Origin of the sequence: Aquiflexum sp., from assembly GCF_041751335.1 — a bacterium.
Taxonomy (GTDB): Bacteria; Bacteroidota; Bacteroidia; order Cytophagales; family Cyclobacteriaceae; genus Aquiflexum.
In genome coordinates, this window is sequence record NZ_JBGSXS010000325.1 from 1 (window position 1) to 17,869 (window position 17,869).

The 17,869-nt window shown below is 37.4% G+C and carries 22 protein-coding genes; 3 read left to right on the forward strand and 19 right to left on the reverse strand.

Annotated features, from left to right (window positions below; genetic code table 11):
• The first annotated feature begins 188 nt into the window (after positions 1-188).
• Positions 189-740, forward strand: a complete 552-nt coding sequence (locus ACEW8U_RS17915; RefSeq protein ID WP_373523427.1) for a hypothetical protein — start codon at positions 189-191, stop codon at positions 738-740.
• A gap of 191 nt (positions 741-931) precedes the next feature.
• Here the strand turns inward: ACEW8U_RS17915 and ACEW8U_RS17920 are convergent, their stop codons facing one another.
• From ACEW8U_RS17920 to ACEW8U_RS17930, 3 genes are all read right to left on the reverse strand, one after another.
• On the reverse strand, positions 932-1,699 hold the full coding sequence (locus ACEW8U_RS17920) for a polyphosphate kinase 2 family protein (protein ID WP_373523428.1): 768 nt from the start codon (positions 1,697-1,699) through the stop codon (positions 932-934).
• A 4-nt stretch (positions 1,700-1,703) separates the two neighbouring features.
• Positions 1,704-2,549, reverse strand: coding sequence for a polyphosphate kinase 2 (gene ppk2, locus ACEW8U_RS17925; RefSeq protein ID WP_373523429.1), 846 nt, complete (start codon positions 2,547-2,549; stop codon positions 1,704-1,706).
• 122 nt (positions 2,550-2,671) lie between these two features.
• A complete protein-coding gene (locus tag ACEW8U_RS17930) occupies positions 2,672-4,846 on the reverse strand; it encodes an alpha-galactosidase (protein WP_373523430.1) in 2,175 nt (724 codons plus the stop codon).
• Positions 4,847-5,135: 289 nt separating this feature from the next.
• On the opposite strand from ACEW8U_RS17930, the gene ACEW8U_RS17935 reads away from it, so the two are divergent.
• The gene (locus ACEW8U_RS17935) at positions 5,136-5,753 is read left to right on the forward strand and encodes a protein-tyrosine-phosphatase (RefSeq protein WP_373523431.1); all 618 of its coding nucleotides are present in this window, start codon (positions 5,136-5,138) and stop codon (positions 5,751-5,753) included.
• 374 nt (positions 5,754-6,127) lie between these two features.
• On the opposite strand, the gene ACEW8U_RS17940 is transcribed toward ACEW8U_RS17935, so the two are convergent.
• From ACEW8U_RS17940 to ACEW8U_RS17955, 4 genes are all read right to left on the reverse strand, one after another.
• Positions 6,128-6,697 carry a hypothetical protein gene (locus ACEW8U_RS17940; RefSeq protein ID WP_373523432.1) on the reverse strand — a complete coding sequence of 190 codons (570 nt, stop codon included), beginning with the start codon at positions 6,695-6,697 and terminating at the stop codon, positions 6,128-6,130.
• 87 nt (positions 6,698-6,784) lie between these two features.
• Entirely contained in the window at positions 6,785-7,474 is a 690-nt protein-coding gene (locus ACEW8U_RS17945) for a hypothetical protein (RefSeq protein WP_373523433.1), read from the reverse strand.
• A gap of 97 nt (positions 7,475-7,571) precedes the next feature.
• Positions 7,572-8,135, reverse strand: coding sequence for a Crp/Fnr family transcriptional regulator (locus ACEW8U_RS17950; RefSeq protein WP_373523434.1), 564 nt, complete (start codon positions 8,133-8,135; stop codon positions 7,572-7,574).
• A gap of 35 nt (positions 8,136-8,170) precedes the next feature.
• Complete coding sequence (locus ACEW8U_RS17955; protein WP_373523435.1) at positions 8,171-8,617, reverse strand: winged helix-turn-helix transcriptional regulator; 447 nt, start codon at positions 8,615-8,617, stop codon at positions 8,171-8,173.
• A 98-nt stretch (positions 8,618-8,715) separates the two neighbouring features.
• On the opposite strand from ACEW8U_RS17955, the gene ACEW8U_RS17960 reads away from it, so the two are divergent.
• Positions 8,716-9,321 carry a carboxymuconolactone decarboxylase family protein gene (locus ACEW8U_RS17960; RefSeq protein WP_373523436.1) on the forward strand — a complete coding sequence of 202 codons (606 nt, stop codon included), beginning with the start codon at positions 8,716-8,718 and terminating at the stop codon, positions 9,319-9,321.
• Between the two features lie 48 nt (positions 9,322-9,369).
• On the opposite strand, the gene ACEW8U_RS17965 is transcribed toward ACEW8U_RS17960, so the two are convergent.
• The 12 genes from ACEW8U_RS17965 to ACEW8U_RS18020 all read right to left on the reverse strand — a co-directional run bounded on the left by ACEW8U_RS17965 (position 9,370) and on the right by ACEW8U_RS18020 (position 17,852).
• The gene (locus ACEW8U_RS17965; RefSeq protein ID WP_373523437.1) at positions 9,370-10,266 is read right to left on the reverse strand and encodes an RNA polymerase sigma factor; all 897 of its coding nucleotides are present in this window, start codon (positions 10,264-10,266) and stop codon (positions 9,370-9,372) included.
• Between the two features lie 44 nt (positions 10,267-10,310).
• Positions 10,311-10,721: an SRPBCC family protein gene (locus tag ACEW8U_RS17970; RefSeq protein ID WP_373523438.1), complete on the reverse strand. Its 411-nt coding sequence runs from the start codon at positions 10,719-10,721 to the stop codon at positions 10,311-10,313.
• A 4-nt stretch (positions 10,722-10,725) separates the two neighbouring features.
• Positions 10,726-11,016 carry a DUF2892 domain-containing protein gene (locus ACEW8U_RS17975; RefSeq protein ID WP_373523439.1) on the reverse strand — a complete coding sequence of 97 codons (291 nt, stop codon included), beginning with the start codon at positions 11,014-11,016 and terminating at the stop codon, positions 10,726-10,728.
• Between the two features lie 266 nt (positions 11,017-11,282).
• Positions 11,283-12,122, reverse strand: a complete 840-nt coding sequence (locus tag ACEW8U_RS17980) for an oxidoreductase (protein ID WP_373523440.1) — start codon at positions 12,120-12,122, stop codon at positions 11,283-11,285.
• Positions 12,116-12,667, reverse strand: coding sequence for a carboxymuconolactone decarboxylase family protein (locus ACEW8U_RS17985; protein ID WP_373523441.1), 552 nt, complete (start codon positions 12,665-12,667; stop codon positions 12,116-12,118). Before ACEW8U_RS17985 ends, ACEW8U_RS17980 begins: the two co-directional genes overlap by 7 nt.
• Before the next feature lie 72 nt (positions 12,668-12,739).
• Positions 12,740-13,624, reverse strand: a complete 885-nt coding sequence (locus ACEW8U_RS17990) for an AraC family transcriptional regulator (RefSeq protein WP_373523442.1) — start codon at positions 13,622-13,624, stop codon at positions 12,740-12,742.
• Between the two features lie 127 nt (positions 13,625-13,751).
• A complete protein-coding gene (locus ACEW8U_RS17995; protein ID WP_373523443.1) occupies positions 13,752-14,627 on the reverse strand; it encodes an RNA polymerase sigma factor in 876 nt (291 codons plus the stop codon).
• A complete protein-coding gene (locus ACEW8U_RS18000) occupies positions 14,624-15,025 on the reverse strand; it encodes a hypothetical protein (protein ID WP_373523444.1) in 402 nt (133 codons plus the stop codon). The genes ACEW8U_RS17995 and ACEW8U_RS18000 overlap by 4 nt, the downstream gene beginning before the upstream one ends.
• A gap of 238 nt (positions 15,026-15,263) precedes the next feature.
• Complete coding sequence (locus ACEW8U_RS18005) at positions 15,264-15,617, reverse strand: TfoX/Sxy family protein (protein ID WP_373523445.1); 354 nt, start codon at positions 15,615-15,617, stop codon at positions 15,264-15,266.
• Between the two features lie 9 nt (positions 15,618-15,626).
• The gene (locus tag ACEW8U_RS18010) at positions 15,627-16,001 is read right to left on the reverse strand and encodes a VOC family protein (protein ID WP_373523446.1); all 375 of its coding nucleotides are present in this window, start codon (positions 15,999-16,001) and stop codon (positions 15,627-15,629) included.
• Between the two features lie 85 nt (positions 16,002-16,086).
• On the reverse strand, positions 16,087-16,905 hold the full coding sequence (locus tag ACEW8U_RS18015) for a DUF6597 domain-containing transcriptional factor (protein ID WP_373523447.1): 819 nt from the start codon (positions 16,903-16,905) through the stop codon (positions 16,087-16,089).
• A gap of 371 nt (positions 16,906-17,276) precedes the next feature.
• Entirely contained in the window at positions 17,277-17,852 is a 576-nt protein-coding gene (locus tag ACEW8U_RS18020; RefSeq protein ID WP_373523448.1) for a hypothetical protein, read from the reverse strand.
• Positions 17,853-17,869: the final 17 nt, after the last annotated feature.

Consider the following 17,869-nt stretch of genomic DNA (forward strand, 5'->3'; position numbering starts at 1 on the left):
GAAATTTTATCTTTAGGGTCAAATGAATAATTGAAAAAGGGCTATTTAATTATAAGAATTTCCGCCTTCTTTCTAGTAAAGTCTTCATCTAATATTAGAGATGACTAATTTTAATTCAGGCCACTTTGGACTTCACTATCCATGAATGGCAGGCATCCTGAAAAAACAGCTTGCACATCCAAAATAACATGAAAATCAATTTCATTATTCTATTTGTCTTGGCTTTGGCAGCGTTTGGCTTCATGCGGTGTCATCAATACCAATTTGAGAAATCCAGCAGACTCAAGTTTGATGTGATGAAATTTGAACTTCCAGGTTCAAAGGAAAACCTGAACAAACTTATCTTGGAATGGTCTTCGCCGGAAAGCAAAGAGTTTGTTCTGGACCAACTCAGACTCGATTACTTGTTTATGACCACTTTGTTTCCTGCGATTTTGATGCTATGTCTGTTGGTGAGGAGAAGGCTGCAGGAATCCTTGTTCAAGTATAGGGACATTCCAAAATATCAGATTCTGAATTCTCTACTTTTGGGATTGGCTTTTTTGCAATTGGTTGCATGGCTCTTTGATATTACCGAAAATATCAGGCTGACCTCTTGGATCAATCAAGGTGAAGCAGGCGACATGTTCCTGTTTGAAACATTGGTATGGTTAAAATTTTTGTTTGCAGTCTTGGGATTCTTAGGCCCTATTGGAATTTACATTTGGTTGAAAAGCACCCGAAAAGGAAAGCTGAGATAAAATTGTTTAACCAAACAATTCCCCGCAATGAATCCCGACAATGATAACAGTGATTGTCAAAAGCAAATGGGTAGCACTTCAAACTCTTAATTTTAGGCTACTTCGGTCTCCGGTCTTCGGTCTTCCGTCCCGAAAAGAAGAGGGATTTAGGTGATTGGCATTCTTTCAGATATCCAAAATGAAAACCAAAATCACTCATAAGAAAAAGCCTTCAAAATATGTTTGGCAGCTTGGATCATTCCCTCCTCTCTTTTATCTTCTGTAATCTCTATCCAAGGGGCAAAATCTGTGCTTGTACTGGAAAACATTTTTTCTTTGTAGGATTGGTATTTATCCCAAAGTTTTTGTGATGGTTCATCGTAAGGAGTCATTTTCCATTTGGTCAAAGGACTTGATTTGATATTTTTGATTCTTTTGGCCTGCTCTTTTTTGCTGATCGTAAAATAGAATTTGACCAAATGTATCCCGGATTCTACCAACATTTTTTCAAAATCATTGACCTGACCCATAAAAAGCTCATATTCTTCCTGCGTGCAAAGTCCATGTACAGGTTCGATGGTTGCCCTGTTGTACCAACTTCTATCCCAAAGTACCATTTCCCCAGGCTGAGGAAGTTTTTCTACAAATTTTTTGAAATACCATTCAGCGGATTCCCCTTCACTGTGGTGAGGAAGATTGACTTCCACCCTATAATGTCTGGGATTGTTATGGGAAAGGATTTTACGGATGATACCACTTTTTTCTGATGAGTCATTGCCATGAAATAGGACTACCAATTTCTTGTTATTAGCGATCAACCAAAGCTGCATTTTAACCAATTCCACCTGGATATCTCTAAGCTTAAGTTCATACTTGGCTTTGTAAAGTGCTTTTTCCAGGTCAATTTTTTTATTTTCCAAAAGGTGTTTAAGCCCGATTTTCGAGTTCAAAATCTCAAGATCTTCTTTTGTCAGTTCCATGGGTTCAAAGTTCAAAATGTTTTGGTTTTCGGAAAAATGGGAAGATTAAATTTGGGTCGGTAAGCAAATTAGCTTTCGTAGAGCCTTTTCCTTTGTAATCAATTTGGGATAAAACATATCGGAGGCTTTCCAACCGTGCTGTTTCTTTTTCTATGGTATCGACAATGACCCAAGGGCAATATGCTGTATGGGTCTTGGTAAACATCCTTTCTTTGTATTTGGTGTTTTCATCCCAAAGTTCCTGTCCTTTCTTATCCACAGGGCTGAATTTCCATTCCTTAAGTGGATTGGATAACCGGGCATCAAATCTTTTTTGTTGTTCTTCTTTTGAAATGTCGAACCAAAACTTGATGACTTTGATCCCGTCTTCATGGAGCATGTGTTCAAAATTCGGGACCTGCGCCATAAAAGTCTTGTATTGTTCCAGTGTACAAAAACCCATGACAGGCTCGACAACAGCCCTGTTGTACCAACTTCGGTCAAAAAACTTGATTTCACCCCTATTGGGCAGTTCTTCAATGTAACGTTGAAAATACCATTGGCCCCGTTCTAGGTCGGTGGGTTTGGTTAGGGCTACCACTCCCGAGGTATGGGGATTGAGATGTTCAACAAAGCGTTTGATAGAACCCCCTTTGCCGGCAGCGTCCCTTCCTTCAAAGATGACAGCAACTCTGAGTTGTTTTTTTTCAATATGTTGCTGCAGTAGTGCAAGTTCGGTTTGTAACAATTTCAATTCTTCTTCATAGGCAGCCCTTGCTAATCTTTTTTTGAGTTTGATTTTCTCGGCCTTAGCAAGAGTTACAAGTTCCTTTCGGGTTTTTATTGTGGTTAATTGGTCAGCTGTAAACATAAAAATTCATTGTCTTGATCATATATTTAAATCTTGACATTTAGTTCGATATAAACAAGAAGTAAGCAAGCATTTATCATTATGCATTGAAATAAATTTGAGAGATTTCTAATAATTGGACCTTACTTTACGACTAACCAAGTAAAGCTTTCAGCAGGAATCTTCACTTTTACCACTAGTTTTTGTTCTAAGTTCAATTTATGATTTATGGCTTTTTCATCTTCCACACTTATGGTGACCTGATTTTTAACCCCTGTATAATATAGTGGCAACTCCAGTTCTTTTTCCATATCCTCTTGAGTAGGGTTGAAAAGCATGACCAAGGCCTTTTCTTTTCCTTTTGGGTCCACATGCATCCAACCGTCCCAATCTCTACCATCAGCCCTTCTTAGCCGAATGATGTCGGCATTCAGGATTTCCCTGTATTTTTTGTACCAATCGATCACTTCGATGACCACGGCTTTGGTATCTTCAGTATCGTATAATCTTGGTCCACGATAACAAGCCTGCACCCCCGCACCATAGTATTGCATCATCAACTGTCTGTAATCTTCCAAATGCTCGCTCAAGGGTTCCAATACCGCATCCTCGCCACCTCCATGATAGGCAGTAAGGGGGACAAATCCCCAACCCATGGAAGGAGTTTTTTCCCAAGTACCATCATAAATATTTTGTCTGTTGAGGATTTTCTGTCGTTCTCTTGGAAGTGAAAAATTAACTTCTCTGTAACCTAGCGCTATTTTATGCGTGCCATCCAAAAAATACCAATCAGGGGCATTGATGTATATCCCTCGGGCATTCATCCACTGATAAAGTTCTTTTTGTAATTGGAACTGTACCCATTGGGAATCATGAAGCCCCTCATGTCCGGGATGATTGGAAGAAGCACACACATCTCCCGGATAGGGACCATCATTTTCAAAAATGTCAAAGCCTGTTTTCTCAAAGAAATATTTGAGTTTTTCCAAATAATCCAATCCCCACTGACTGGCCAAACAAGGTGCATTTCCGAAAAATGCCCCACCGGGTTTGCCTGTAATCCTGCTGATGACGTCATGTTCGGGACTGATGGTTCGGGAACTGAACAAGGAATATCCTCCGATTTTCACACCATTTTCATGGGCATAATCTGCAAGTGCTTTCCATCTTTGGATATTGGCATCCGAGTTGTCTTCCATATTGATATGGCTGCCAAAACTCAGGATCAAAGCTTCATAGCCTGTATCCACACATTGGTCTATGGCGGTTCTGACTTCCTCATCATTTTTGCTTACCAAATGCATAAAGATGGGATTCTGCAAAACCCATGGGGCAATGGCACGGTACATCTTCCTTCTTGCCAATCCATTCCTTTCTCTATCATAGCTGTCCAACACCAATTCATAGGTCCTGATCGATTTGAAATTTTCTCCGGGAAGTAATTTCATCCCAATACCTTCTTCTGGATAAACTTCCATAATACTTGGAGTGTGCAGGTCGTAATTTACCTGAGAGGTATATCCAGGATCGGGTTTCCAATGTGTGGCCTGACTGCTGAGTTCTGCGTGCATGGCATTGTTGAAGGCGAAATTATTTTCTATATACAGCTGATGGGTTTTTTTCATCTTTTCCGTACTGCCAACGACCGCAGATTCCTCTTCTACCGACCCTAAATTCTCATTTACCACCTGATTGATTGTGATTGACTTATTGGAGTGATTTTCCATTGTCAGGTATTTGGCAATCAGCGGTAAGTCATCAAAAATCTCATAATGGATTTTCAATTGCAAGCCATCATAATCAGGATGCGTATATTGGAAGGTTACTTTTTTCCCCGAGGCTTCTTTCTGATGACTGGTCCAGAAGTTAGTTTTAGTAAAAAAATGTGGGGTGATTTCGCTGACTACCATCGATTCATATTGGAAATCCTCATTTGAAGCTTCCATTTTCTCCAACCATTCTTTTTTGAAATATGCCCTTTCTTTTTGTCCATAAAGCCCTCCTACATTGTAGGGTTTTCCATCTAAGGTAATTACAGCTTCGGGCGTAACAGTCCTTAGCAATTGCGCATCTGTCATCAAGTTGGTAAAGTCGAAGCAAGCAAGGTTAGGTCCTAAAAAAAATGTACGCTGAACCAGACCATTGCTGATGGTGATTTCCCTGTCATTTGTGATTTTTACCTCTGCCTTTCTTGTTTTTCCATCAATCAACCAATCCGCGAGATCATTTTTATTGTTTGACGGAATGCATGATTGAAAAATGAGTGCTATTAAAAACAGGAAAATCTGTAAATGATGTAATTTATTTTTCAGCTTCATAGTAATATAGGTTTTGCAAAAGGGGATATTAAAATAGAGGAACCATTCTAAAGTTAACCAAATATTAACATTGCTTTTTGTTGATGATAATTTATTATATCATAATATTGCGATGAATAGATGAAACAATTAAAATCGTTTGCACATTACCATGAAAAAATTAATCTTTTCCCTTCTGTTTCTTTCTTTGATTTGAGGCTGTTCCTCGGGGAAAAGTTCAGAAACCAGTGAAGTTATAGACTTCAAAGAAACTGTCCCTGCCATTTCCACAAACCTTAAAACCTCAGCCATGTATCCCACACTCAACCAATATATTGATGGTATTCAATCAGAAATGGATAAAATTCCTGCAGACAGACAGAAAGAACTTCAAAAACTGGCACTCTATATTCGGGCCAAAAAGAGATCCGGTGAAGTAGCCAACTTGGTATTTATCTGTACCCACAATAGCCGGAGGAGCCATATGAGTCAATTGTGGGCAGCAACAGCAGCAGACTATTATGGTGTGGGAGACAATATTTTTACTTTTTCAGGTGGTACTGAAACCACTGCCTTTAACCCAAGGGCTGTAGCAGCCATGGAAAGGGCAGGATTTACTGTTGAAAATCCTGGTGGAGACAATCCGCATTACCAAGTGAGATTCGCCGACAATGGGCCCAAGATGGAGTGTTTTTCCAAAGTCTATGACGACAAATTTAATCCACAAGAAAATTTTGTGGCCATTATGACTTGTTCCGAGGCAGATAAAAACTGTCCATTTATTCCAGGTGCATCACTCAGGTCTCCCATCAAATATGAGGATCCCAAAGACTTTGACGGAACCCCTCAGGAACAGGCTGCCTATGACGAGAGATGTCTTCAGATAGCTAAAGAGATGTTTTTCTTGATGTCCAAAGTTAAAGCATAAAAGCGCTATATCACCTTTGGCGTCATTCTTTTTATGTCGGCAACCATTTTTTTTGATTACAGATGGCTCAGGGAATGTGTTGTACAAAAACAATGATTTTGCCAGAACAGTTGAGATGATTTTGTTTTTGGAGTAGGGTACATATCACTTAAGAAAAAGTTTTCAATATTTCTTTGAAAACCAAATTAGTCATTGTATCTCAAATGAAATCGTCTTTTTTAGTTTATATTGATAGAGAAGAAGCGAATAATTTTGATGAGTAATTGTTTTGTTGATTTAAATGTAATCCTTTACGTTTTGGATTTGAATGAATGTAAATCTACTAAGGCAAGGGAGATTTTATCATTTACCCACTAGAGTTAATTAATTATAAATTAAAACTTTATTCCGAATCTTAAACTACCAAGTAGAAAAGGAGTTTCTCCTACCTCATTGGTCAGTGTTTCATCTTCAAAAATCGGCCATGGATTTGATTTATAAACCACACCTGCAATACCAAACTGGGGTATGATATAGAATCTTTTAGCAAATTCAAATTTATAACCAATATAGCCACTCATCAACCAATCAAAACCGCGGTAAGTCTCACCTGTACTGACATGATTTTCCAAAACGCCTAAACCAGTTGTTTGATTGAATTCAACATGAAATCCCTTCCAAAAATATTGACGATAGCCACTTACAATACTGTAATCAGCAAATCTGCCCTCAGTTGCCCTATTTACAGGAAAATCAATGTTTACTCCCAAAAGTAAATCTCCTTTTAAATCTCCTTTTTGCCATAGTGTTCTTGTATAATGTGCTCTAAATACACCGGGGAAAAAAGGCCATAAAGCATCAATTTCAACAGCCGATGTTTTTAATTCAGTTGCTCTATCTTTGTCTTGGGCTATTGCTGTATTCATAAAAATAACAGCAAGTAATAGTATTATTGATTTTTTCATTTTATGATAATTTTAATTGGTTTTTTCTACAAATATGTCTGAACACCAAAGTTAAAAACCTTGATTTTGATCGATAAATGATTGATGTTAAAATTGTATTCCTGTACTGAGGTTCAATGATCCAAATCGCCATTGATCGTCCCCTATTCCACTTACTTCAACTCTGGTAGCAAATAGTTGATATTGCATTTCAAAGTTGAGTCCCAACTTTTTATTTTTGAAAGGTGTCAAAGTATAGCCTAGCCCTCCACCACCTTCAATCCCAATACCAAAATGATGCAGAAAGTCTTGCTCATTATTTGCATTTATGAAACGATTCTTGGTAAATACTGAGCCCATCCCAACCTCGCCTTTGAAATAAAGATTATTTGATTCGAAAGGATAGTATTGCAAACCTGTCCCAAAGTTGAGGTAATTAAAAAAATATCCTTCTTCATATCCGCCTTTGGAGGGTGTTGATCCAGTCTGTCCACTGTTTACAAGTAAGCCCACACTTAATCCTGGAACTGATTTTAATGGAATATAATAACCGATACCTAAGGAAAATCCGGTATTAGAACCATATGAGCCTACTTGTTTACTTTCTCCATTCTGGAAGTAGCTTTGCCCATTCTGGCGAATTTCGTAAGCCCTTATTAATTCTGATCCACTATAAAATTGAGGTGTTACAAACCCAGCAGAAAAAAACATCCTAGGTTTAGTCGAGATTTTATTTTGTGCCAAAACATCAATTAATGTAAGGGCTGTCAGAACTAGAAGTAATAATATCCTTTTCATTTGTATCAATTTTTAAATGTTAAAATATGATACAAAGGTGGACAAGGGCTGTTCTACTTTTCGTTGACCAAAGTCAATAAATGATCTTAAACAAAAATTACTTACGAGCCCTTATTCGGCTCAATGTCTCTGGTTTGATTCCAAGATAAGAGGCAATCATGTACTGAGGGATTTCTTGAAGAAGCTTTGAGTTTCTGTTTACGAGATCATAATAGCGCTCTTCAGGACTAGATGAATGGAAGGCATCCAGACGCTTGGCCACCATCAGGTAAAGGTTTTCTGCTATTAACCTCCCGAGGCGCTCTATAGATCTGTGTTTATCATAAAGATCATGAAGGTCTTTTTTACTGATTTTGTAAATAGTGGCATCTTGTAATACTTGAATATAATGCTCAGAGGGTGCTCCGGTAAGAAAACTGCGGTAATTGGTCACAAAATCTCCTGAAAAAAAGAAAGCAGTGATCATTTCTTCCCCTTCCACCTCGTGATAAAAACGAAAGACCCCTTCTTCAACAAAAGCAATAAAATCGCATGAACCACCTTCTTCCAAAAGAAAGGATTTTTTGGGATAGCGTTCTTTGACAAGGCAGTCAGCATAATCTGCCCATTCCTGGTCCGTCAACTTGATAAGTTTAGAAAAATAAGATCTTATTTGTTGCATATAGTCTTTGCTAAGGATTGGCTTTATGATGTATATCAGGTCTTCTTATTATCGTATCGAAAGCGTGATTGAATCACATAATCCATTTCCTCACTTATCCATTCCGAAATTACCAATAGTTTTTCCAAATATCTCAGCCCAAATGCGGTCAGTTTGTATTCTACTCTCAGCGGAACTTCCGGGAAAACTTGTCTGCTTAAATAGCCATCTTTCTCTAAAGTCCTGAGTCTTTCAGTTAAAACCTTGGAGGATATTCCATGAATTAAACTTTTCAAATCGCCAAACCTCAAGATTTCATGCCCTCCAAGAAATAATACGATCAAAATACTCCATTTATCAGAGGCTACGGATAGCACATCTCTAATCGGGCAAGTCTCAATTGGTACCATAGGATCATAATTGAAAATTTTTTCCAACTTTTTTTTGACTTCAACTGCTTGATAATCAATTATAGTTTCTGTTTGGTTACTTGATTTCTCCATGGAAACGTATTGTTATAGTTACTTTTAGATACTAGGTTTGTAAAAGTAATTATTTAAATATTTAAGACAAACATTCTTAACTCGTAATCCCTAAAATCATGAAGAATTATAAAATGAAATCCCCGTTAGTAGAAATGGCTACCGCAGATGAAGTACAAAAAAATCTCTTAGACACTGCCAAAAAAGAGAACAAGATGATTCCAAATATGTACAAGGCGATGGCCAATTCTCCTTCATTAATTGATACCTATATGCATGGCTACAAAAAGTTTAGAACAGAAGGAGTTTTTTCGCCAGCAGAACAGGAAGTAGTCTTTTTGACGATCAGTGCAGAGAACCAATGTACTTATTGCATGGGTGCGCACAGTTTATTGGCAGACACAGTAGCCAAGGTTCCTGTGGAGGTGACTGAAGCCATTCGAGACAATACGGAAATACCTCATGAAAAATTTAGGGTGCTTTCGGAATTCACAAGTGTAATGGTGAATAAAAGAGGTCTCCCATCCGAAGATGATGTTCAGAAATTTTTGAAGGCAGGCTATTCAGAGCAACATATTTTGAGCATTATCCTAGCGATTTCAGTTAAGACCATCAGCAACTACGTAAATCATGTTTTTGATACAGAATTGGATGGCGTATTCAAAGCTAGAGAGTGGAAGGGCTATAAAGTAACGAGAGATTTTGTGAATTTCTTTAGAAAATAATAACTCCCAAAGCTTACTTTGAGATTGGTCTGATCGCAGGATGAACTTTTATCCGTCCGTTAATTTAAAACTATTCCGAAGATTGTCGTTATTGATAATTGCTTCAATAATATCCTCACTTTTCTTGGCAATCTTAAAGGGATGTTCTTTATAAAGTCTAGCGTATATCTCGTCAATATCGATCAGGACATCATCTATTTTGGTCTCTGTAAGCTCAAAAATTCTCTGAGTATAATTGCTGTGCCACTTCATATCTTCAGGAGTAACCCAGCCGTTTTGAATAAATCCTTTGGTTTTTTTTGGGCATCGGCAAGGGTTCGCTGAATTGACCAATCCACAGCGATTGTGCATCCATTGGTGCAGGTCTTTTCTCGCTCTTGACAGTTTTTGTCGAAAATTGTCTGGCGTTATTTCAAATATTTCACTTGCCAACTGGTGGTCAATCTCAAATACTTCACCCACGATATAGATAAGCCGTTGCTCCCTGTCCAAACACATCAACATGCCCGCCATACAAGCAACTTTGCTTTCTTCTATTTCAAGCTGTAATTCTTTCTCCTCTTCCTGACTTAGCGGGATTTCAACTGAACCCTCAATGAATTCAAAGAAAGGATCAAAGCCGGTAACCACTTGTTCATATTTCTGCTTTTTCAGGTTAAGCATGTGGTTGAAAGTGATCCTATACAGCCAGGTTCTGAATCTACCTTTTGCGGGGTCATATTTTGCCAGGTTCGTTAACAATTTGACCAAAATTTCCTGAGTGACATCTTCTGCATCTTCCACATTGTTTATCATTTTCATAGCGATGTTGAAAATGTACTGCTGATGTCGTTTCACCAATTCGCTCAGGCTGCTACGATCACCACTAACTGCCTTGGCGATTAGCACTTGGTCATACTCGTCCGAGTAATTTTTACCGCTAAATGGATTTTCCTGTACCTTCATTTTGTCGTCTTAAATATCGTGATTTCATAATACTGTTTCATAATTTACTGATTTGAAATGGTTTCTAATCCTACTGCACCTGCTTCATACATACCCTGAACCGCTTGTTTTACCATTTCAAACAGTGATTCGTCATTTAGGTTAAACTCTAAGTCCCATTGTAGTATGGTCTGCCCACTGTTTTCTTTTACTTTCATTGTTCCAACCACATCCTCAATAGGAAGTAGAGGCTGGCTATCAATGGAATATTGAAACTCATGATTTTCATTGTCAATTTTTAAAATGGTTTCATTCATTTCACCTTTTTTGGTCACGCAAATTCTTTTGTCGCCATCAAAATGACAAGCAGTGATTACAGGCAACCATTCATTTACACCTGTTGCTTTGCTGATATTTGCCCAAACCTTTTTGGAAGGGGCATTGATGGTATGGATTGTTGAAATGGTCTTTTTCATTCTATTAGTTTTTTTGAGTTTCGTAATTGATTCCTTTTGCTTCTAGGTTGCGTCTCTCCTTACTGTCAATGGTGCATTGACCTGTGAAATAGCAAATGATGCAGCGGGCAGAAAAGACTGTCCCGAATTGAGCGATTGCTAAAACTCCAAGAAGAATGGAATAGGTGATGTTACTTGATAAAAAATAGACTGCTCCAGCTGTCGCAGCTATACCGACAATGGTTCTAATGGTTCGGTCTTGCCAGCCGATGTTTCTGTTGTAGGAATATGATATTCCCCTGATTAATCTGTGCATATTGTTTCAATGTTAGTCCTTCCATACCGTATGGAATTATTATTGAAACAAGCCGACTTGTCAGGTGTGACAAAACATTTTCTTTTGAGTCAGGTGTGATATTAATCGGATGGGTCTTTAGGCATGACTATCACAGTTCTCGGCTCTGATTATAATGAGAATTGGAGACACTAAATTTCAGGCTTCCAATGTAAATGAAAAAGACTAACGTTCAATTAAGTACGTCAGCCCCCATCATTCAAAGCGGATATAGAGGTTTGGCCTTTTTATCGTTCGCAAAATACTGCATTCTCTGCAATATGCCTGTAATCATCAACATCAGCTTGAACACTTTCTAACTTTGATCTCAAGGTTAATAAAGCAATTTTTCCTAAGGGAAGTCGCAAAGGTGGCTTATCCAAATTTGTGATGTCATAAATTGCTTTTGCTGCTTTTTCGGGGTCACCTTCTTGTCTTCCGTTTACTAGTTTCATCTTCTCCCTAAATACTCCCGCTGTGTTGACATAATCGTTTATAGTAACATTAGCTTGATGGAATGAAGTACCTGCAAATTCAGTCCTAAACGGACCTGGTTCAACAATAGTAAGTTTAATTCCTAAGGGTGCAATTTCCTGAGACAAAGCTTCGCTAAAACCTTCAACAGCGAAGTTGCTCGCATTGTAAATTCCGAATCCTGCGAAGGCTTTGAAACCACCATGGGAAGAAATTTGAATAATGTGTCCGCCTTTCTGTTCTCTGAAGATGGGCAAAAAAGTCTGTGTTAATTTTAGTGTACCAAAGAAATTAGCTTCAAATACATTTCTCACCTCTTCCATGCTTGTTTCTTCAATCGCACCTGCAAAACCAAAACCTGCGTTGTTTACCAAAACATTAATTCTGCCAAATTTTTGCTTGATGAATTGTAATGCGTTGTCAATTTGTTCAGGTTTTGAAATGTCTAAAACCAATGCTATTGCCTTGTCTTTGTGACTGCTATTAAAACTATCTGCCTGAATTTGATTGCGGAATGTACCAATTACAAAATCGCCTTGTTCCATTACGGTTTGGGCAAGGCACTTGCCCAAACCGCTGGAAATTCCTGTGATAAACCAAATTCTCTTTACCATGATGTTTGTCCAAAAATTGGTTGTGCCAATGGAAAATCAATTTCAAAAGCTGTCAAATTGTGAATGAAATTGCTCATAGTTTTATCGCCTATTACGATCACCACATCTATCATATTGGCCTCTGTGTAGCCGGCATCAAAAAATGCCTCCTTACTTTCTTGGCTTGCTTTACCTTTGTTTGAAACAATGGAAGCCGCAAATCCTACCAAAGCATTTAATTGCTTGTCAAATGAAGCGGTACCTTTTCGCAATCCAATAATTTGCTCGTCTGTAAAGCCGTTCATTTTTCCCAAGGCCGTATGGGCTGCTAGACAGTATTGACAGCCGTTAATTTGACTTGTTACCAAGTTGATAACTTCTCTTTCTTTTGCTTTGAGGGTTGATTTGCGGTTCTGCAAAGCAAGGTAATCACCCAATGCTGTCTCATTTTTGGCGTAATAGGCATACAGGTTAGGGACAAAACCGAGGGCCTTTTGTAAGTTGTCAAAAAGGGCCTGATTGTTTTCAGATACTTCTCCTCTTTGGGGAACTGTGAATTTTGTCATTGTCATTTTTTTTTATGTTTAATTGACAATGCAAAATTGGGATGAAAACAGGCACCATTGTTATGACCAAACCTACCTTGTTCGGTATTTTTCGGACATTTCGTTTCTGAAGTCTTGGGGGGTTTGTTTGGTTATGGATTTGAAAGTCTTTGCAAAATAGGAGCTGTCTGTAAAGTTTAGCTCAAAAGCAATTTCCGAAATAGTTTTACCAGAAAAAGTAAGCAGCCGTTTAGCTTCCAGAATACTTCTCGCCCTTATGACTGCTGTGGCGGTATTGTTAGTGATTTCTTTGCAGATTAAATTTAGATGATGCTGAGTAATATGTAATTGTTCGGCATAAAATTTTGCTGTTCTGTTTTCAGCAAAATGAGATTCTAAAATTAGTTTGAACAGTTTAAATTGTATTATATACTTTTTTGAAATGACAGCTCTATATTCTATGTCAATATGCCGCTGAACTTGTGCAAGCAATATGTGTAAATATGCTTGAATGATGGTCGGGTTTTTATCTTCACAGTTCTGTTCTATTTCAATTTGATGAATGAGATGTAAGATTTTCCCAAACTGATTTTCGGTAAATTCAATACATGGGTTTGAATATAGGTTATCTAAAAAACTAAGTTCAAACAGCGTGTCTTTATTTGTTCGGTTAAGTAGATAGAAATCCTCCGTGAATAAAATCGTCCCACCTGAAAGAGGTTTCCATTCTTCAAAGTGATGCACCTGATTGGGCGAAATAAAAAACAAGCTGTTTGGTTTTACTTCGTATTCGTTATAGTCAATGATTTGTTTGCTTAATCCTTTTTCAATCCAAAGAATTTCGTAGAAACTGTGCTTATGGAAGTCGTCCACATTGGGTTCTTCCATTTTGTCAAACCGAAGTAGTTCAAAAGTAGTTGGGTTTGTCGGCTGATTTATGAAATGTCCGATTGTATAAAATGGAAAAATGCTTTTCATTCTGCAAAAGTCGAAATACTATTTGTCTGGTGTGCTGTCTTACCCTGACAGCAAAAGTTTCTCGATGAAATGTTGAGGTTTTCGAAGCACTTTCTTGTCGTAAATACTGTTTTGACCATTATTTCTTTCAATTTAGGTTAAATAAGTTCCTTAGCCTGTCGTCTGACAGCAAGTTAGTAAACAGTTTTTTATGATGTTCCTTTTCCTGAAAAGGATGATTTTTGAAAAGGTCTGCATATTCCATTTCTGTTAAGTCGCAAAGTTCTTCTGCTTTCTGAAGTGCTTCTTGGTAAATCTTTTTCAAATAGGATGTATTATATTTCATTTGCTTTGGATCTACCCATCCTGCTTTGATGAATGACTTAGTTTTTCGGTCGCAGCGACAAGGATTTGATTTGTTGATTAAGCCACATTTATTGTTCATAAAATTGTAAAGGTCTTTCCTTGCCCGTGAAAGCTTTTGGCGAAAATTGTCTTTGGATATATCAAGCATTTGTGATCCAATGGTGTGGTCTATGCCAAAAATCTCTCCGAGTATGTAAACCAAGCGTTGTACTCTGTCTAAACACAAAAGCATCCCGCTCATACAACTGATATTGGCTTCTGTTATCAATTCTTTCATCTCGGCTTTTTCAATGTACGAAAGTTCGGTGTCTTCCATTTCTGACAGTTCCTTTCCATATTGGTCAAAAGATGTTATATAATCTTCTAACCACATCTTTTTCATTTTGAGAAAATGATTGAAGGTTATACGGTAAAGCCAAGTCCTAAAATTACTTTCTCCTTTAAATTGGGCGAGATTTGTGATGACTTTAATCAGCACTTCCTGGGTGACATCTTCAGCATCAAATGGGCTTAAGGTCATTTTCAAAGCCACATTGTAAATATAGTGCTGATGCTTTTTTATCAGTGTTTCTAAGGCACTTTTTGAACCTTCTCTTGCTTGGGCAATAAGTTCACTATCGTCTTTGTCTTGATATGTGATTTGAAATGGATTATTCATTCCCCTAAAATTATTGGAATTGTTTGATTCATCTTTACTGAATTGAAATCTATTTTCTCCATAAAAGGTAAAACAGGCTCAGATGTTTCGGCAAGTTTCATTGTCGTCTCAAAACTTTGTTGATCCCGCCAACAAACGATATCTGTCCAAACATTATCTTTTGAAACAGTCAACGTCCGTTTTATAAACCCACTTTGCTTTTCTAAAAACTCCTTTTGCATAGCAAGGGCCGATTTTCCAAAATCTTTTTCCGTTACTCCTTGATTGAGTTTGAAGGTGGTAATTTCCACCATTCCTGTTTTTTTCTCTTTTGTGATCATTTCTGTTTGATTTTGAGTTGAAGGATTGCAAGCTGTCATAAATGCTGATGCAAGTCCTATGAAAATAAATTTATTCATACAGTCTAATTTTTAAGATTTGACAATTAGATTCTCAAAATCGGGAGGTGTGACAGTTGCGGGGTAATTTTTTTAAAATTTGCTCAAAGGTCTTGAATAAATTACACCAAAGTTTTGCGTTCGGTCGGGATTTTTAGCACCACACTTGATACGAAGTCCCAAAGTTCACATATAGCATAAAGCGTCAGTCGAAGCGCTAAACTCCGCCTGACGCAAAACCGCTGTGGCCGTTCGTTTTTTACGACGTCTTTCGTTTCTTTGATGACTTGGCGACTTTGTTATACTCAAGGCATAAGTTTAAGAAAAATTCAAAGTCTTTTCTGTCTTTAAATCCGTCTGGATTTATATAACAGTAGCCTTTGTATTCTTTGCCTTTCATCAACATTGTCTCATAACCATCTTTTTCCGAAAGTTCTTCCTGTCGGCTTGGGTCGAAACGTAACATCAAATTTTCACCGCTAACACAAACACAAGTCTTGCCATTCACCATAAAGTTTAGCACCTTGAACATTTCTTTTTCTTCAATGTCAATGCCCGGTATTTCAGCAAGATATTCTCTAACTCTGTCTGCAAGATTTGTGTCGTAAGTCATAATTGAAAATTATTTCCTTGAATGAAGTCCTACCGTATTGCCTTCTGTATCAATAAAAATTGAGATGAATCCGAATTCCCCAATATTCATTTTAGGTTGTACCACTTTTCCACCTGCTGCTTCAATTCTTTGTTCTTCTGCGATGTTGTCTTCGGTTTCAAAATAGATAATCGTGTTGTTACTACTTGGAACAAAATCGGCTTTCTCCACCAATGCACCTGTTATGTCGTGGCTTTCAGGGCTAAAAGGAAAAAATGATTGCTTTCCCCATTCAATGGGTGCATCAGTCAACGTTACATTGAAAACCGATCCGTAGAATTTTTTTGCTCGATCTAAGTTTGCTACATTGAGGTCAAACCAACCAACTGGATTTACATTTGCCATTTTAATATGATTTTTAAGTTTTTGCACTATTGCAATGCAAAGTTAGAATCAACCCAAAAGGCAAAATTGTAAAAATGGGACAAGGCTATTTTTTGTCAAAAATCAAAGACATTTTAAGGTCGTTCCCGAAAAACTCCTTTGGTGTCAAACCTGTGAATTCCTTGAATTCTTTTATAAAATGGGCTTGGTCAAAATATTCGTTTTCATAAGCCAAGTCAGTTAGGCTTGAAATCTCTTCATTAAGCAATATCTTCAAGGTTGTCTGAATTCTAATTGTTTTTGCCAGCTGCTTGGGACTTAACCCAATGGCTGAAGAAAATTTCCTAGCCAATTGTCTTCGGTTAATATTATTGCTCTTTGAAAAATCATTTACAGAAAACTGTCCGTTTCCGTTGAAGATTGTTTCAACTGTTGATTTTACGATATTGTCAATTGTTCTTTTATCGGCTAATTCTTTGAAAAGAAAGGTCTCGATAATTTGAATTCTTTCAGATGTAGAGTTTGCATTTAAGATTTGTTCGCCAAGTTTTATACCCTCTTCTCCGAATAATATGTCCAATGGAACCGCAGTGTTTTCCATTTCTTTGATTGGAATAGGCGTAAAAGGTAAAAATCCATTTGGCTTGAATTGCACAACAAAACTACCTGTTACTCCTACGGGTTCAATCACATAGGGCTTTGTCAATTGACCGATTAAAAAGCATTTCGGTAGAACTGTTATCTCACCATTTTGTGAATGATGTTTGTAAGTGTCGCCATAATGAAAAATCAATTTAATTGTTCCATCTGGTACGATGGTGTTTTTGAGCGGTATGTTTTCCTTTTCACCATCTAATGTCCAATACCGTTTGACAAATTCTGTCAGTTCGATATTTGGCTCATATGTTTTCGGATTTAGCTCCATTGTCAATTTTTGTATGATGTCTTCTTACAATGACGGCCACTTGTTTAAATGCGAATGTTTGTTGCACTAATCTGTACAAATTCAAGATATTAGCCCATTAAACCTATACTTATTTCGACTCCAAATCTAAAATGAAATAAGTATAAATTTAATAAATTTACCAACTGTTAGTTAGCTGCTGCCCTTTCTTTACATTTTACTATCGATTTTGTCTTTTTTTGATTGTAATGATTTGAGAAATTGGTATAGAGCTAAAATATTTGATGAAATTTGATTGATCTAATTGGAAAGATGCATTGGAAATTATAGGTCCAAAGCTTACCTGAAATTATATGAAAGTTTGGTCTTGATAAAATCTTTATAATGTCTGCTCATTCATAAAAATTAAGGTTTTCCTCCGCCAATAGCTGCCATCGTTTTTGCCTGTGCTTGTAAAACCGCTTGGCAAAAGAGGAGATCATACCTGTCATCAAACCACCATAAATAGTGATGGTGTCTTCATAAAATATTCTTCCTTCTCCAAGGTCTTTCATCATCACAACATGATTCCAGACCTTGGCTCCCCTATCCCATTCTTTGGTAGCGATGGTATGGTTTTCATCATCGATTTTCTCGATATATAAATAGTGTGTTCCACCAAAAGGAATAAATCCGAATATCCGCATTTTTACCCCATAAGTTTCCCCAACCTTCCATTGTTTGGGAAACCCATCTCCAAGGGGTTTAAACCGAATCATTCCTTCGGCTACAAACTCTAAAAGTGCAGGGGTCTTTACATTCTTCCAGGCACTATCAATGTCAATTCGTATTTCTGAGCTTACTGTCAGCTTTTTTGCTTTTACCTTTTTGCCCTTATACCCAATAGTGATTGGTTCAACTTTGGCATTGGGCTTGTTATTTTGAGCATTGGCATGCATACTGAGGAAAAGAAGTGGAAGAGTCATCATCTTGTTCATTTCTATTT

Bases quoted from the DNA above. Each gene is read 5' to 3' on its own strand.
- ACEW8U_RS17915 (WP_373523427.1), top strand. From the start codon at position 189: ATGAAAATCAATTTCATTATTCTATTTGTCTTGGCTTTGGCAGCGTTT.
- ACEW8U_RS17920 (WP_373523428.1), bottom strand. From the start codon at position 1,699: ATGGAACTGACAAAAGAAGATCTTGAGATTTTGAACTCGAAAATCGGG.
- ppk2 (WP_373523429.1), bottom strand. From the start codon at position 2,549: ATGTTTACAGCTGACCAATTAACCACAATAAAAACCCGAAAGGAACTT.
- ACEW8U_RS17930 (WP_373523430.1), bottom strand. From the start codon at position 4,846: ATGAAGCTGAAAAATAAATTACATCATTTACAGATTTTCCTGTTTTTA.
- ACEW8U_RS17935 (WP_373523431.1), top strand. From the start codon at position 5,136: ATGTATCCCACACTCAACCAATATATTGATGGTATTCAATCAGAAATG.
- ACEW8U_RS17940 (WP_373523432.1), bottom strand. From the start codon at position 6,697: ATGAAAAAATCAATAATACTATTACTTGCTGTTATTTTTATGAATACA.
- ACEW8U_RS17945 (WP_373523433.1), bottom strand. From the start codon at position 7,474: ATGAAAAGGATATTATTACTTCTAGTTCTGACAGCCCTTACATTAATT.
- ACEW8U_RS17950 (WP_373523434.1), bottom strand. From the start codon at position 8,135: ATGCAACAAATAAGATCTTATTTTTCTAAACTTATCAAGTTGACGGAC.
- ACEW8U_RS17955 (WP_373523435.1), bottom strand. From the start codon at position 8,617: ATGGAGAAATCAAGTAACCAAACAGAAACTATAATTGATTATCAAGCA.
- ACEW8U_RS17960 (WP_373523436.1), top strand. From the start codon at position 8,716: ATGAAGAATTATAAAATGAAATCCCCGTTAGTAGAAATGGCTACCGCA.
- ACEW8U_RS17965 (WP_373523437.1), bottom strand. From the start codon at position 10,266: ATGAAGGTACAGGAAAATCCATTTAGCGGTAAAAATTACTCGGACGAG.
- ACEW8U_RS17970 (WP_373523438.1), bottom strand. From the start codon at position 10,721: ATGAAAAAGACCATTTCAACAATCCATACCATCAATGCCCCTTCCAAA.
- ACEW8U_RS17975 (WP_373523439.1), bottom strand. From the start codon at position 11,016: ATGCACAGATTAATCAGGGGAATATCATATTCCTACAACAGAAACATC.
- ACEW8U_RS17980 (WP_373523440.1), bottom strand. From the start codon at position 12,122: ATGGTAAAGAGAATTTGGTTTATCACAGGAATTTCCAGCGGTTTGGGC.
- ACEW8U_RS17985 (WP_373523441.1), bottom strand. From the start codon at position 12,667: ATGACAAAATTCACAGTTCCCCAAAGAGGAGAAGTATCTGAAAACAAT.
- ACEW8U_RS17990 (WP_373523442.1), bottom strand. From the start codon at position 13,624: ATGAAAAGCATTTTTCCATTTTATACAATCGGACATTTCATAAATCAG.
- ACEW8U_RS17995 (WP_373523443.1), bottom strand. From the start codon at position 14,627: ATGAATAATCCATTTCAAATCACATATCAAGACAAAGACGATAGTGAA.
- ACEW8U_RS18000 (WP_373523444.1), bottom strand. From the start codon at position 15,025: ATGAATAAATTTATTTTCATAGGACTTGCATCAGCATTTATGACAGCT.
- ACEW8U_RS18005 (WP_373523445.1), bottom strand. From the start codon at position 15,617: ATGACTTACGACACAAATCTTGCAGACAGAGTTAGAGAATATCTTGCT.
- ACEW8U_RS18010 (WP_373523446.1), bottom strand. From the start codon at position 16,001: ATGGCAAATGTAAATCCAGTTGGTTGGTTTGACCTCAATGTAGCAAAC.
- ACEW8U_RS18015 (WP_373523447.1), bottom strand. From the start codon at position 16,905: ATGGAGCTAAATCCGAAAACATATGAGCCAAATATCGAACTGACAGAA.
- ACEW8U_RS18020 (WP_373523448.1), bottom strand. From the start codon at position 17,852: ATGATGACTCTTCCACTTCTTTTCCTCAGTATGCATGCCAATGCTCAA.